At 38.1% G+C, this 16,499-nt stretch carries 9 protein-coding genes; 8 read left to right on the forward strand and 1 reads right to left on the reverse strand.

The window, feature by feature from the left end; genetic code table 11:
- The first annotated feature begins 31 nt into the window (after positions 1–31).
- The 8 genes from E0W68_RS08990 to E0W68_RS09025 all read left to right on the forward strand — a co-directional run bounded on the left by E0W68_RS08990 (position 32) and on the right by E0W68_RS09025 (position 14,465).
- Positions 32–1,090, forward strand: coding sequence for a nucleoid-associated protein (locus E0W68_RS08990; RefSeq protein WP_135219091.1), 1,059 nt, complete (start codon positions 32–34; stop codon positions 1,088–1,090).
- A gap of 141 nt (positions 1,091–1,231) precedes the next feature.
- On the forward strand, positions 1,232–3,079 hold the full coding sequence (locus tag E0W68_RS08995; protein ID WP_135219092.1) for a BamA/TamA family outer membrane protein: 1,848 nt from the start codon (positions 1,232–1,234) through the stop codon (positions 3,077–3,079).
- Positions 3,080–3,176: 97 nt separating this feature from the next.
- Positions 3,177–4,082, forward strand: a complete 906-nt coding sequence (locus E0W68_RS09000) for an ABC transporter ATP-binding protein (RefSeq protein ID WP_135219093.1) — start codon at positions 3,177–3,179, stop codon at positions 4,080–4,082.
- A 14-nt stretch (positions 4,083–4,096) separates the two neighbouring features.
- Positions 4,097–4,936 (forward strand): ABC transporter permease, encoded by an 840-nt coding sequence (locus E0W68_RS09005; RefSeq protein WP_135219094.1) that lies wholly within the window; start codon positions 4,097–4,099, stop codon positions 4,934–4,936.
- A gap of 16 nt (positions 4,937–4,952) precedes the next feature.
- Positions 4,953–7,259, forward strand: a complete 2,307-nt coding sequence (locus E0W68_RS09010) for a choice-of-anchor L domain-containing protein (RefSeq protein WP_135219095.1) — start codon at positions 4,953–4,955, stop codon at positions 7,257–7,259.
- 38 nt (positions 7,260–7,297) lie between these two features.
- Entirely contained in the window at positions 7,298–10,636 is a 3,339-nt protein-coding gene (locus E0W68_RS09015) for a T9SS type B sorting domain-containing protein (RefSeq protein WP_135219096.1), read from the forward strand.
- 105 nt (positions 10,637–10,741) lie between these two features.
- The gene (locus E0W68_RS09020; protein ID WP_135219097.1) at positions 10,742–14,092 is read left to right on the forward strand and encodes a T9SS type B sorting domain-containing protein; all 3,351 of its coding nucleotides are present in this window, start codon (positions 10,742–10,744) and stop codon (positions 14,090–14,092) included.
- A 7-nt stretch (positions 14,093–14,099) separates the two neighbouring features.
- Positions 14,100–14,465, forward strand: a complete 366-nt coding sequence (locus E0W68_RS09025) for a hypothetical protein (RefSeq protein WP_135219098.1) — start codon at positions 14,100–14,102, stop codon at positions 14,463–14,465.
- Between the two features lie 93 nt (positions 14,466–14,558).
- Here the strand turns inward: E0W68_RS09025 and typA are convergent, their stop codons facing one another.
- Entirely contained in the window at positions 14,559–16,358 is a 1,800-nt protein-coding gene (gene typA / locus E0W68_RS09030; protein WP_135219099.1) for a translational GTPase TypA, read from the reverse strand.
- Positions 16,359–16,499: the final 141 nt, after the last annotated feature.

The raw sequence follows: 16,499 nt of genomic DNA on the forward strand, positions 1-16,499 counted from the left end.
GAAGCTCAACACCTAAGAACCTTTTAAAAAAATGATCAATCTTTTTAATACACACATCGAAACCCTATCGATACACAGGGTGGGTAATAAAAGCCGAAATGAGGCTATATTCCTTTCGGAACAGCCTTATGGGCTTAATGATGAAATTGTACCGCTCTTAAAAGAATACTTCTTTAAGCCTTTTAGGGATAAAGAAGAAAATTACTTTCAGTTTGCCCATGATGTTGATTTGGATTATCATGATATGTATAAACTGGCAACGGAAATGTTTGATAACCCAAGCGAAGCACATGAGATTTCCAAGAAAATAACCAAACACCTTTTTGAACAGTCCAATCATCCGCATATAAAAAATGGTGAAGTATATGTTGCTTACCTTACTAATGTGAGTATTGATAATAATGTAACCGATGCCATAGGCATTTTTAAAAGCGAGATAAAAACCGACTTTCTTCAATTTGAAGAAAAAGGTTCGCATCTGGAAATGATATTGCAACAAGGTATCAATCTTAATAAACTGGATAAAGGCTGCCTTATCTTTAATTATAAAAAAGAAGAAGGTTATAAAATACTTACCATAGACAGTAACCGCTATGATGCGCGCTACTGGCTGGAGCATTTCCTTTCGGTAGATGCATTTCAGGACGAAAACTTTATGACAAAAAAATACATGAAGTTTGTTCAGGATTTTGCCAAAGATGTAGTGCTGCCTGCCGAAGATAAAAAAGAAGAAGTAATGTTTATGAACCGTTCGGTAAACTATTTTGCCAAGAACGACGAGTTTGAAGAAACTAATTTTTTAAACGAAGTATTGGATAATCCTGACTTGATTCCGGAATTTAAACACTACAAAACCGAAAAAGCACCAAAATACAGTATTGAAGATGTTACAAACTTCCCCATTGCCAATGCTGCGGTAACAGATGCCCGCAAGAAAATGAAGAATGTAATAAACCTCGACACCAACATCCAGATAAAACTGGATTTTATAAACCCTGAGAGTGCCGAAAAATTTGTAGAAAAAGGATGGGACGAGGAGAAACAAATGTATTACTACTTAGTATATTTTAATAAAGAACAAAAAAGCTGATATAACAACTGCATATCAACCAAAAAAGAGGCTTTAAAGCCTCTTTTTTGTTAATAGAGATATAAACCCTGTAGTAAAATACTATATTTAGCGTTATTTAGTATTCTAAAACCGAAGAACAAGAGGAGAAGACAGATGCATGTGAGAATAAAATTATTGTTACTACTGCTCTTTTTGGGAATTGGCTCGGCTACCGCACAAGACAAGCCCAAAAAAAATGATACCGTAAAAGGTAAGCAACAACAGGAAATATACAAAGGCATAGAGAACTACTCTAAAAGAAGTAAGTTTACTAAAATTTTGCACAAACTGATTTTTAAGTCTGTATCCAATAATAATATCCAAAAATCAAAAACAAGTATTACCGAAATACAGGATATATACAGAGAATCTCAAGATAAAATTATCAGAAATATAAAAATTGAAACACTCGACCCATTTGGTTACTCGGTATCAGACACTATGCGAAAGCCTAAGAATTGGATTGAAAGGTCAGGGAATACTGTACATATAAAAACCAAACAATTCACTATAAGAAATCGTTTATTATTTAAAAAGAACGACCGTTTAGATTCATTACTCGTTAAAGAATCGGCACGTTTAATACGTGCCGAACGTTATACCCGCAGGGTATTAATAACACCTGTACCCATCCCTAACAGTAACGATTCGGTAGATGTATATATTCGGGTACTGGATTCCTGGAGTCTTACACCAAATCTTTCAGCATCAAATTCGGGTACTAATGTAGAGGTTACAGAGCGTAATCTTTTTGGTTGGGGACACCAGTTTGGAAACAGCATTGATAAAAACTTCAACACAGGCGAAACTTCTTACCTGGCACAATATAAAGTAGCTAATATAAAAAATACATTTATAGATGCTGAGCTGAACTACCAAACCTTAGAATCAGAAAGATCATTAAAAAGTGTTGGGCTCCAACGTATTTTTTTCTCCCCCTATACACGCTGGGCAGGAGGTATTTATTTTGAAGAACGGTTGGTTCGCGACTCACTACCCGATACTCAAAACCGGTGGGCAAGGCAAAACCGAAAATCAGAAGCACAGGATTTCTGGGCAGGCTATTCCTTTAAAATATTTAAAGGCTTTAAAGAAAGATACCGTACTACAAACTTAGTAACAACGGGCAGGTTTTTTAATCAGGTATATAAAGAATCGCCATCTGTAGAGTACGACTCTGTCGGCTATTATAGCGACGAAAGGCTATATCTTGCCAGTGTGGGCATCACTTCACAAAAATTTATTCAGGATAAATTTCTTTTCAATTACGATATTATCGAAGACGTACCTGTAGGACGTGTATATTCAACAACATTCGGTATTCAGGATAAAAATAATCAAAACCGATTGTATCTGGGCGCGCGTTATGCATTTGGGCATAACTATAAATGGGGGTTTTTAAGTATTAATGCCCAAGCAGGATCTTTCTTTCATGAAGGCAAAACAGAAGAAACCGTAATGCGTTTTGACATCTTATATTTTAGTAAGATTAAAAAATGGGGTAAATGGAGGTTCAGGCATTTTATAAAACCAACACTGGTATTTGGCGATAACCGCCAGCCCATAATAACCGATTTGCTTAATATTAATGAAGAAAACGGCATACAGGGGTTTAATAACAGAACAATAGTAGGTACAAAAAAAGCACTCCTCACATTACAAACACAATCCTACTCCCCATGGAATCTTTTAGGCTTCCGCCTTAACCCTTTTGCCAGTTTTACAATGGGTGTTATTGGAGATGAAGCACGTACATTATTTCAAAGTAAAACCTATACAAAAATTGGAGTAGGGCTGCTTATATATAACGATTACCTTGTTTTTAACAGCGTGCAGATTTCATTTGCCTTTTATCCGGATATACCGGGCGAGGGTACTAACATTTTTAAAAGCAATACTTTTAAAAATACTGACATCACACTGCCTAATTTCCGAATTGATAAGCCTGTTATTGTTCCCTATAAATAATATTTCTGCACTAAAATTTAAAGTTTGTTATCCTTTCCAGTAACAATATTGGTATATCCTCGTCAAAATAGATAACAAACCTTAATTCCTTCACACCTTGGAAACCATATTAAGCATCAATAACCTCGACAAAAAGTATGGAAACGTACATGCTGTAAAAAACATCTCTTTCGAAATAAAAAAAGGCAATGTATATGGCATATTAGGCCCCAACGGTAGCGGAAAATCAACTACACTGGGCATTATATTAAATGTAGTAAATAAAACCTCCGGCAACTACAGTTGGTTTGGCGGTACAATCAACACACACGAAGCACTAAAAAAAGTGGGAGCTATTATAGAGCGCCCTAATTTTTACCCGTATATGACGGCATACCAAAACCTGAAACTGGTATGCGATATTAAAGGGATAAACTACCGTAAAATAGAAGAAAAACTGGAACTTGTGGAGTTACTTGACAGAAAAGACAGTAAATTTCGCACCTACTCACTGGGTATGAAACAGCGTCTTGCCATAGCCTCGGCACTGCTTAATGATCCTGAAATATTAATACTGGATGAACCTACTAACGGGCTTGACCCGCAAGGCATTAGGCAGATACGGGATATTATTAAACAAATTGCATCACTGGGTACTACCATACTGCTTGCCTCGCACCTTTTAGATGAAGTAGAAAAAGTATGCAGCCACGCCATAGTATTACGAAAAGGCGAAATTTTGTATGTGGGCAGCGTAAACGCAATGACCGCAAATGAAGGCTTTTTTGAGTTGCAGACTGATAATAATAACGCGCTTAAAGAAGCTTTAGCAGTACATCCTGATATAGAAAAAATTGAAGAAAGCGGAGATAAAATATTAGTTTACCCAAACACCCCTATAGAGGGAGGCGCGCTAAACCGTTATCTTTTTGATAAAGGTATTTGTATAAATCATATGGTACTGAAACAAAACAGCCTTGAAGAACAGTTTATTCAGCTAACCGCAAAAAAATCATCCAACTAACCAGTCCCCGCAATATGAAACGTCTTTTAAATATAGAACTCCAAAAATTATGGAAAAACAGATCAAGCAAAGTATTGATAATAAGCTACTTTGTACTGTTATCCTTTATAGCCCTGCTGGCATCAGTAAACTTTAAAATAATAGGTATTGATTTCCGCCTTGCCGATCAGGGAATATTTAACTTCCCTTATATATGGCACTTTAATACCTATATTGCTGCTATATTAAAATTCTTCCTTGCATTGGTTATAGTATCTATGATGGCGAATGAATATACCTACGGCACATTAAAGCAAAACCTTATAGATGGTATGAGTAAAAAGGAATTCATACAATCTAAGTTCCTTACGGTACTGTTGTTTGCAGTAGGCTCTACTATTTTTGTATTCCTGATGTCGCTAATACTGGGATATTGTTTTTCATCCTATACAGAGACCTCTATAGTATTTTCCGATCTTGAATATATTGGTTATTATTTTTTAAAATTAGTAGCTTTTTTCTCTTTCTGCCTGTTTGCCGGTATATTGGTAAAACGATCAGCTTTTGCATTCGGATTTATAATTCTGTGGTATATCGTCGAAATTATAATTATTGCCATATTACGCTGGCTGGTTATAAAAGATGCTGATATAACCAACAAAATATTCGATTTTTTCCCATTACAATCTATTGGCAATCTCATAAAAGAACCTTTTACTAAATTCCAAACCTATAAAGCATTGGAAAACATGAATACAGGTATTGTGAACGAAAAGTTTTACGGAACGCACTGGTATGAAATAGTAACAGCATTAGTTTGGACAGCTTTTTTTATTTTTATGTCTTACAGAATACTAAAAAAGAGGGATTTGTAGTATCTTTGCGACCGCTATGAAAATACGGTTAGCATATTACACTACTCTTTTATTGCTGTTAATAACGGCATCAACATCAGCACAGTATATACAGGTAAACGATAACTATACCGCACAGCAGCTTGTAGAAGACGTTCTGGTTAACAGCCCTTGCGCTTCAGTATCTAACTTTTCGGTATCGGGCGGTAACTTCGAATCAGGTGCTCAAAGCTATGGTTATTTTACGGCAGCAGGTACATCTTTTCCGTTCGAAAACGGTATTGTTTTAAGCACCGGAAGAGCAGTTGCCGCTCAAGGACCTAACAACTCATTGCTGGATGACGGCGCAGGAATGAACTGGCCGGGCGATCAGGATTTAGAACAGGCACTCAACATAAATAATTCAATAAACAGTACAATACTGGAATTTGATTTTGTTCCGTTAGGCAATAAAATAAGTTTCAATTATATGCTGTCTTCAGAAGAATACCATGATACCGCACCATGCAGCTACTCTGACGGTTTTGCTTTTCTGCTTAAAGAAGCAAACAGCGATGCCCCATACCAAAATTTAGCCGTTGTGCCCAACACTGATATACCTGTAAAAGTAACCTCTGTACGCCCCAATATACCCGGAGCCTGCGGTCCGGAAAACGAAGAGTATTTTGATGCATTTAACGGTAACTCGCACCCTACCAACTTTAACGGGCAAACTAAAGTAATGCAGGCACAAGCAGATGTAATTCCCGGCATACAATATCACATTAAACTGGTTATTGCCGATGAAGGCAACTACCGATATGATTCCGCAATATTTATAGGCGGAGGCAGCTTTGAAGTTATTACCGATCTTGGTCGTGACAGGCTACTGGCGAGAGACAACCCTGTTTGCGATGGAAGAACGCTAACATTGGATGCCACTTTCCCCACTGCTATCGGATACCAGTGGTATAAAAACGGAACGCCTATTACAGGCGAAAACAACCCTACTTTTACAGTAACATCAGCAGGAGTATATAGTGTAGCGGTACAAATAACGACCGATTGTTTTTCTAACGGAGAGATAACCATAGAGTATGCCGCTAACCCTGAGCCTGTAACCCGAACACTAATACAGTGTGATGATAATAACGATGGGCTTACCACATTTAACCTTCAACTCGGCACACCGCTTGTTACTGATAATAATCCTGACCTGATAGTAAATTATTATGAGAGCTACGAGAATGCCGAAAACGGTATAGACGTTATTGCAAATACCACATCATATCAAAATACCATACCCAATCAGGAAATATATGCAAGAGTACAAAACCGGTATGCCTGTTATACCATCAGTACTGTTATACTCACCACATCGGCAAATGGCGTTACCAACCCCGCCCCTATTGCCAGTTGTGACGAAGACGGTACAGATGATGGCTTTTTTGCACTGGATTTAACTCAGAGAGATGCCGAAATACTGCAAGGGCTTCCTCCTAACTTAGAACTGCTGTACTACCTTTCGGTAGAGGATGCTTTAGAAGCGATAAACCCTATTCCTGATCCTACCGGTTTTACCAATACAGTTTTGGGAGGACAAACGGTATATGCCCGAATTTATAACGGCAGCGAGTGTTATGGCATTGCCGAACTGGAACTTATCATATATACATTTGGTGACAGTTTTGCTGTTGAAGACATCTACCTCTGTGATGATAACCCGCTTGTGCTTAACCCCGGCAGCGGATATGCATCATACAAATGGGATACCGCACCCGAGCAAACAACCCAAACTATAACCGTAACCGAGCCGGGTAACTATACCGTAACGGTAACTAATAATTTTGGCTGCGAAGGCAGTAAAACCTATACCGTATTACAATCAGGTATAGCAATGAATGCAGAGATACTGATACATGATTTTACAGGAAATAACAACTCAATAACCATTATACCCGAAGGTTTGGGAGATTATGAATATTCACTGGATGGCTTAAGATATCAGGATTCTGATACTTTTGAAGAATTAACAGCCGGCGAATATACTATTTACATACGTGATAAAAACGGCTGTAACCCTGTATATACCGATACGGTTTTTGTATTAGACTATCCTAAGTTCTTTACACCAAACGGTGATGGTGAAAATGAAACCTGGCGCATACCCTATATGAACAGCCGACCTGAAATAACGGTTACCATTTTTGACCGATTCGGTAAAATTATATCCGGTTTTAACGGAAACAGCAACGGATGGGACGGGAATTTAAACGGAAGAAAACTCCCTGCCACCGATTATTGGTTTTTAATAACACTCGAAAACGGAAGAATTATCAGAGGACATTTTGCGCTAGTGCGTTAATTTTTATATATTTATAAAAAAATTAACGCTATTTTTCCGTGAAAGGTATTTTCAGGGCAATATTATCAACCTTCCTATTTACCGCAGGTCTTTACGCTCAAAGCGACTGCCCTGATGCTATTGTAGTATGTGGTAACCACGACTACTATGGTCTCAACGCAACAGGCATCGGTTTTCAGGAACTCGGTCCAAATGCCTGTTTCAGCCAAGAAAATAATAGTCTTTGGCTGAAAATAATGATAAAAGAAGGCGGTACGCTCGGCTTTGTTATTACTCCCGAAGAAATAGATGATTTGGTAGTCGATTTCGACTTTTGGATATTTGGTCCCAATGTTGCCTGCGATAACTTAGGCACTGCTATACGTTGCTCTACCACCAACCCCTTAGCCGCCGGATTGGATTACAATACTACAGGGATGAATGAAACAGAAACCGATACATCCGAAGGATTAGGAGCGGATGGAAATTCGTTCATACAATGGATCGAAGTAGAAGATGGAGATATTTATTACCTGATTATAGACAGACCTCACGGCGCATCCAACTTTTCGTTGGAATGGACAGGCTCTGCCATTTTTCATGACATACCTGTTTTTAATAACCCCGATGAGATACCGCTGGATATTGTGCAGTGCGATAATGACGGTATTGCCGATGATAAAACTACATTTGACCTTACCGTATATGCCGATATGTTTATTGCAAACCAAACCGGTGTATCGCTTACCTATCATTTAAATGAAAATGATATGACTACAGGAGAAAACCCGATGGAGTCGCCCGAAGCCTTTGTTAACGATACCAATCCGCAAACCATATATATGAAAATGACGGATGTGGTTACAGGGTGTTATTCTAACGAAATCTTTACGGTATTTGTAACACCGGGCATAGGCGTTCCGCAGGATATAACCATTTGTGATGACGATGGTATTGCCGAATTTGATTTATCGGTTAATGACTTACCATTAGCCAACGGAAGCAACAATGCTGTAATAACCTACTATACATCGGAAGAGGAGGCACAAAATGCAACCAATGCAATAGAAACGTTATACCAAAACCAACTGCCCTACCAAAGCGAGCAAATATGGGCAAGACTGGAAAAAGAAGAAGAAGGCTGTGTTGAGTATGCCTCTTTCATTATAAATGTATTCCAGCTCCCTGTATTTAACACTCCCAATGCTACGCCACCGGATATTACCCTTTGTGATAATGATGGTATTCCCGATGAATCAGTAATGTTTGATCTTACTGTTAATGAAGCATTGTTAAAAGGAAGTCAGGAAAATATAGTTTTTACCTATTATGAAGATATAGCGGCAGGCGAACCTGAATTAAACCCAATAGCTTTTCCTGAAAGTTATAACAACGTACCCAACCCACAAGTGATTCATGTAAAAATGGAAAACACTCTTACAGGGTGTTACAGTATGGGTACTTTTATGCTTCATGTAACTCCGGGTGCGGGAGAACCCGAAGATTTAACTATTTGTGATGACGATGGTGTTGCAACATTCAATCTTTCAGTTAATACCGATGCTATTGCCAACGGTAATGACGAGGCAGTAGTAACTTATTACCGAACACAACCGGATGCCGAAAATGAAGATAATGCACTGGACATGCTTTATGAAAACGAAACCCCTTATACCAGCGAGATAATATGGGCAAGGCTTGATAAAACAGATGAAGGATGTACGGATTATACTAACTTTAGCATAACGGCAATTGCACCTCCCGAATTTACAGCAACAAACAATATACCTCCTGACCTGACTTTGTGTGATAATGACGGTGTTGATGACGGACTTGTAATTTTTGACCTTACCGTAAACGAAGCTATGTTACAGGGAGCACAGCAGGATATAGTATTTACTTACTATGAAGATGATAACGGAACACCTGTAGCTACACCAATAGCAATACCTGAAATGTATAACAATATGCTAAACCCGCAAGTGATTCATGTTACTATGACCAATACACTCACAGGGTGTTCTGCAACCAGCAGTTTTCATCTTATTGTTATACCGGGCGCAGGCGTTCCCGAAGATTTATATTTATGTAATGCCAACGGCATAGCGGAGTTTGATTTATCGGTAAACGATACTGCTGTAGCTAACGGAAACACCAATGCCGTTATAAGCTATTATGCAAGTGAAGAAGATGCTCTAAATGGAACAAACCCTATTGGAAACTTATATGAAAACACATTGCCGTATGAAAGCGAACAACTGTGGGCACGCAGTGATGTGCTGAATGGTAATTGTTTTGATATAGCACCATTTACTATACATATACTGCAAGAGCCTGTATTAAACAATCCTGAAAATATTGACATTAATATCACGAAGTGTGATGATGATGGTATTGATGATGTATCTACACTATTTGACCTTACCGAACATGCCGAAATGTTCATTGGCAATCAAACCGATATAGAAATATCCTACCATTTAACGCCCGAAGATATGGCAAATGGCGAAAATGCTATTACCAACCCTGAGGCTTTTACAAATACATCTAATCCGCAAGCTATATACATTCGCCTTACCAATACAATAGCAGGGTGTTATACCGGCGAGAGCTTCTCTGTAAATATTGATTATACATTGCCTACAGGCGAACCGAAAGACTTATTACTTTGCGATTTTGAAGAAGATGGCTTTCAACAATTTGACTTAACTGAAAATTCTTATTTAATCAGTAACGGAAATTCTGATGCTGTTGTTACGTACTACACAAGTCAGGAAGATGCTGAAAATGAAGTTAATCCTATTATAGGTTTATACACAAACACTATGCCCTATATTAATCAAACCATTTGGGCAAGGCTCGAAAATACTTCGGGTTGTTTTGGTTACGGAATAACATCCTTCACTATTGGCATATTGCCTTTGCCGGAAATAGACTATACACTAAATGTTGTCGATTTTACAGCTACAGATAATGCTATTACAGTTATAATAAATGAAAATCACGAAGGATATGAATTTTCGATGGATGGTCAGATATTTACTGATATTGCAACTTTTGAGAACCTTACCCCGGGCTTATATACCGTTTACATACGATCAAAAGATAATTGTAAAACCATTGAGGTAGAAGTACCTATACTAAACTACCCTAAATTTTTTACGCCAAACGGCGATGGTACTAATGAGGTATGGAATGTAAACTTCCTATACTTCTTTCCTGATGCAAGGGTAACTATTTTTGACAGGTATGGCAAAATCATAAAAAGCTACTTGGGCAAACAACCGGGATGGGACGGAACCTATAATGGATATAACCTGCCGGCTACGGACTACTGGTTTAAATTAGAGTTTAACAATGGTCGGGTAATTAAAAGCCATTTTTCACTTGTAAGGTAGATTCTAAATCTTTATCGGGAAATACTCATTTAAAGTTAACAATTAATACTTTACCACAATATTTGTGGTAACAATTTGTTAATTTTGAAAGATTAATTTTTTATCATGAAATATTTTACCCCCTTGCTATTCCTTTTCATTTCATTTTCAGCTTTAGGACAAGGCGAAGCCAATAATTGGTACTTTGGTAACAATGCAGGTATTCAGTTTCTTGAAGACGGTACTGTGGTTACCCTTCCGGGCGGAGCAATACAAACAAATGAGGGCTGTAGCAGTATATCTGACCCTGAAGGTAATTTACTTTTTTATACCGATGGTCGTAATGTGTGGGACAAAAACCACGTGATTATGCCAAATGGTAATTATAATGGCGGGACAGGGCTGCTGGGCGATCCTTCAAGTACGCAATCAGGTATAATAGTCCCTAAAAAGGGTGACCCTAATATCTATTATATTTTTACTGTTGATGAGCCTCATCATGAAAATGCCAATGTATATCCTAATCAGTTTACAGGTATTTATTTTGATACTAATCAAGGCGTGCCTGTGGCTGACGATGGGTTTAATAACGGATTCAATTACTCTATTGTAGATTTATCGGTTACAGGAACAAACGGAAGTATTGGTGATGTTACCACCCGCAACGTACATCTGGTAACTTATGACCCGGATGATACTGAAGAAATTAAATATCAATGTTCGGAAAAAATTACTGCCGTAAAAAATGGTGATAACACAGGGTTTTGGGTTATTACCCATTTTGTTAATAAATTTTATGCTTTTGAAGTTACTAACGATGGTGTAAACGAAACTCCTGTAATTACACAAATCACCCCGGCTATACCTACTTCGGGTTACAGGCGTAATGCCATAGGTTATCTGAAAGCTTCGCCCAATGGCGAAAAGCTGGCTATTGCACACAACCAGATTGGAAGTGTAGAGGGAGGCTCTGTTATAAACGGCTCAGCATACCTCTATGACTTTGATAACACAACAGGGATTATTTCCAATCCTGTTATAATAAAAAACAATATTAATCCGTATGGTATTGAATTTTCAGCGGAATCCAAAAAATTATACATGACTTTTTCTGTCAATGCAGATTCAGGGAGTATTACCCAATACAACCTTGAATCAGCCAATATTGCTGCCTCCGAAGTTGTTATAGCCCCTCTTTCAAGTAACTCTACTGCATTACAATTAGGTCCTAACGGTAAAATATATCGTGCTACATTTATCTCTTCATTAGATGTAATTAATAATCCTGAAGAAGATGGCTTAGATTGTAATTATGTGGCAAACGGAGTTTCTTTATCTGCCGGAATGCAGTCAACATTTGGATTGCCGCCTTTTATCACTTCTATATTCTCTGCCGAAATTATTGCTCAAAATACTTGTCTTGGCGATGTTACAGAATTTGAAGTGAATGCTTTGGGTAATTTTGACAACATCCTGTGGAATTTTGGCGACGGCACTACTTCTACAGAAACAAATCCGTCACATACCTATACTGCGATAGGAATTTATCCGGTTAGCGCGGATATAACGCGAAACGGTGAAGTGTATAACATTACAAATGATATTACTATACATAATGTACCTGTTGCCAATACAGCTCTTACGTTAACGGAATGTGACCCTGACAATAATGGAGTTACTATTTTTAACCTTACCGGTAATAACAGTGCTATATTAGGAACGCAAAGTGTTGCGGGCTACGAAGTAAAATATTTTGAAACACAGGCAGATGCCGACGCTAATATTGCAGCTATAAATGCCACAGCTTATACTAACACTTCAAATCCGCAAACACTGTATGCGAGAGTACAAAACAGAAATAATACAAGCTGTTATGCCACTACTTCATTTCAAATAAATGTATCCAACACACCTACTTTTAATGATGATAGCTTTAGTATATGTGATGATGCCGTTGATGGCGATGATATTAATGGGCAAGCAACTTTTGACCTTACCGAAGTTACTGCTGCATTAGTACAGGATACTGACGACTATACGACACTTTATTATGCTACACAAGGCAATGCAGAAGCAGAAACAAATCCGCTGCCGCAAAATTTTTATAACACCACGCCTAACAGCCAAGTTGTTTTTGCACGTGTGGTAAATAATACTTTTGCCGATTGCTTTATTATAGCACCCGTTACACTAATTGTAAACCCGTTACCCCCTGTAGTAAATAATGTGGCATTAATACAATGCGATTTGGGCGTATCGCCCGATGGCATTACTCAATTTAACTTAGAAGAGGCTAATGATTTCTTTACCGCCGGTAATCCCGACCTTACAATGACTTATTATCCCAATGATGCCAATGCTACTGCCGATACAAATAATATTACGGGAGCATATACAAATGCCGAAAATCCGCAAACCATTACTGCTAAAGTAACCAATACAGTAACAGGCTGCTCCAGATTGCTCCCTTTGATACTGCAAGTAAATGTTAATACCACACCTGCTATTACTTTAACACATTGTGACGATGATGGTGTTGAAGACGGGTTGTATCTTTTTGACCTTACCGACGCGGGACTGGAAAATGGTACAGATACAATAATATATTATGCCAGTGCCATTGATGCCCTTTTAGAACAAAACCCCGTAGGTACAGATTATACTAACACAACACCCTATGAACAAAGCGCTTATGCCCGTATAGAAAACAATAATGACTGTACACTCATTCAGGAAATTCAGCTTGTGGTATATGCGCTGCCCGATATTGATATCGAAGATGAAGCTATAGTATGTAACAACACACAGGAATACATATTGCTTTCATCAGGCGTTACCGGTACCCCTCCGGGATTCAGTTATTTATGGTCAACAGGAGCAATAACCAACTCAATTCAGGTAAACGAAGCAGGGGTATATACCGTAACTGTTACGAACCCGAACGGGTGCGAAAAAGTGCGTACCATTACCGTATCGCCTTCTGATGTGGCAATTATAGACAGTGTTATTGTTACCGACCTTGTTGATAATAATACTGTAATGATAATGGTTTCGCCCACAGGCGGAGTAAACACTACTTACCTGTATAGCATTGACATGCCAAACGGACCTTTTACAGAATCTAACTTTTTTGAGAATGTTGAGCCCGGACTTCATACCGTATATGTATATGACACTAACGGATGTGGTATAGTAGAGCAGGATATATCTGTACTGGCAATACCTAAGTTTTTTACTCCCAATGGCGACGGTATAAACGAAACCTGGCAGATAATAGGCATCAGTGCCGAAATTTATGCAAACAGCCGTGTTTATATTTTAGACCGTTACGGTAAGTTCCTTGCCGGCGTAAATCCGGGCGGTATTGGGTGGGATGGTATTTATAACGGACGTAAACTGCCTGCCACCGACTACTGGTATGTTATTAACCTTGAAGATGGCAGAACCGTGAAAGGACATTTTAGTTTGGTGCGATAATTTATTTATGGAAACAGAAAACAACAACCTGCATAACCTTATTTTTAATAAAGGTTTCGAAAAATTTCAGGATACACTTTCTTCAAAATTTGAATCTTTAGGTATTGATTATCTGTATAGCTATGGTAAAAATGATGACATTGCTTTTTTGAAAGTGTTTCTAAACTTTGGTAATATCCCTGTAAACATTGAAATTTTTGAAAACGGTATTATGCATTTTGATTATTTCAGGGGTGGTAAGCGTATCTCCGAAAAGTTTAAAAATTGTACCGAAACAGATTTTCACACCATGTTGGATCATGCCTATTTGTACCTAAAAGAGTATAATTTTGACCGGTATAGTAATTGGTATAAAAATTTAGAAAAGTTATAATTACAGGATTTTAATCTATAAAAAAATCCCCTTGCCAAAAGCAAGGGGATTTTTATTTAATAACTGTCAACAGGAAACTGTTAACTATATTAATTACGCTATTTTAAAACGCTTTCTGTCAGTTTCGTTCAGGTATATTTTACGAAGACGAAGGCTTTTTGGTGTAACCTCTACATATTCATCTTTTTGTATATACTCCAATGCTTCTTCCAGTGAGAATTTAACCGCAGGGATAATCCTTGCTTTATCATCAGCTCCTGACGAACGAACGTTACTTAACTTTTTAGTTTTGGTTACGTTTACCGTCATATCATCACCACGTGAATTTTCACCAATAACCTGTCCTTCATAAATTTCCTCATTAGGGTCAACAAAAAATTTACCCCTGTCCTGTAATTTATCAATAGAATAAGGTATTGCCTTACCGTTCTCCATAGAGATGAGCGAACCGCTTATACGTCCCGGTATCTCACCTTTAAAGGGTTGGTATTCTAAAAAACGGTGTGTCATAATCGCCTCACCTGCTGTAGCAGTAAGCAACTGGTTACGTAACCCGATGATACCACGCGATGGGATAAGGAATTTAACTATCATACGCTCGCCTTTAGGCTCCATACTCAGCATCTCCCCTTTTCTCATGGTTACAAACTCTACGGCACGACCGGAAAGATTTTCAGGCAAGTCAATAGTAAGCTCTTCAATAGGTTCACATTTTTTACCGTCAATTTCTTTGATGATAACCTGTGGCTGACCTATTTGTAACTCATATCCTTCCCTTCTCATCGTTTCTATAAGTACTGATAAGTGCAGTACACCACGACCAAATACCATAAATTTATCTGCGCTGTCCGTTTCGGCAACACGAAGTGCAAGGTTTTTTTCAAGTTCTTTCGCCAACCTGTCTTTAATGTGGCGCGATGTTACGAATTTACCTTCTTTACCAAAGAAAGGCGAATCATTAATCGTAAAAAGCATACTCATGGTAGGCTCATCAATGGCTATGGCAGTAAGCGCCTCGGGATTTTCGAAATCGGCAACCGTATCACCAATTTCAAAACTTTCAAGACCTACAATAGCACAAATGTCTCCTGCTATTACTTCGCTTACTTTTAAACGTCCGAGACCTTCAAAAGTGTGAAGTTCTTTTATTTTAGATTTTATTATTTTACCGTCACGTTTTACTAACGATATGTTCATTCCTTCTTTCAGCACACCTCTTTGTAAACGACCTATGGCAATACGTCCTGTAAAGCTCGAAAAGTCAAGTGATGTAATAAGCATTTGCGGCGTACCTTCGGATACTTTTGGTGCAGGTACATGCGCTACAACCATATCCAGTAAAGGCTCTATATTTTCGGTTTTGTCTTTCCAGTCGGTTGACATCCAGTTTTGTTTTGCCGAACCGTAAACAGTCGGAAAATCAAGTTGCCACTCCTCTGCACCCAATTCAAACATAAGGTCAAACACTTTTTCGTGTACCTCTTCCGGAGTACAATTCTCTTTATCTACCTTATTGATAACCACACATGGCTTTAAACCAAGGTCAATAGCTTTTTGCAGTACAAAACGTGTTTGTGGCATTGGTCCTTCAAAAGCATCAACCAAAAGGCAAACACCGTCTGCCATATTCAATACGCGCTCTACCTCTCCCCCAAAGTCGGCGTGACCGGGAGTATCTATGATATTAATTTTAGTTCCCTTATACATTACCGAAACGTTTTTCGAAGTAATGGTTATACCACGCTCGCGCTCCAAGTCGTTGTTATCCAGAATAAGATCGCCCGTGTTTTCGTTTTCACGAAACAGTTGGCAATGGTACATAATCTTGTCAACCAATGTAGTCTTACCGTGGTCAACGTGAGCAATAATAGCAATGTTTCTAATAGATGTCATCTCTCTTTTTTTGAAGCTGCAAAAATACACTTTATTTCGACAAAAAAAACATTCGTTATTAAGGGTTTAGCTTTTATTAACATCATCGCGAAATTTAATAACAAATACAGGCTGGTATATCGAAAAATGATAACCCTTAAA

The organism is Flavobacterium salilacus subsp. salilacus (assembly GCF_004634195.1).
Taxonomy (GTDB): Bacteria; Bacteroidota; Bacteroidia; order Flavobacteriales; family Flavobacteriaceae; genus Flavobacterium; species Flavobacterium salilacus.

Coding starts and splice junctions, on each gene's coding strand:
- E0W68_RS08990 (WP_135219091.1), top strand. CDS start 32: ATGATCAATCTTTTTAATACACACATCGAAACCCTATCGATACACAGG.
- E0W68_RS09005 (WP_135219094.1), top strand. CDS start 4,097: ATGAAACGTCTTTTAAATATAGAACTCCAAAAATTATGGAAAAACAGA.
- E0W68_RS09010 (WP_135219095.1), top strand. CDS start 4,953: ATGAAAATACGGTTAGCATATTACACTACTCTTTTATTGCTGTTAATA.
- E0W68_RS09020 (WP_135219097.1), top strand. CDS start 10,742: ATGAAATATTTTACCCCCTTGCTATTCCTTTTCATTTCATTTTCAGCT.
- E0W68_RS09025 (WP_135219098.1), top strand. CDS start 14,100: ATGGAAACAGAAAACAACAACCTGCATAACCTTATTTTTAATAAAGGT.
- typA (WP_135219099.1), bottom strand. CDS start 16,358: ATGACATCTATTAGAAACATTGCTATTATTGCTCACGTTGACCACGGT.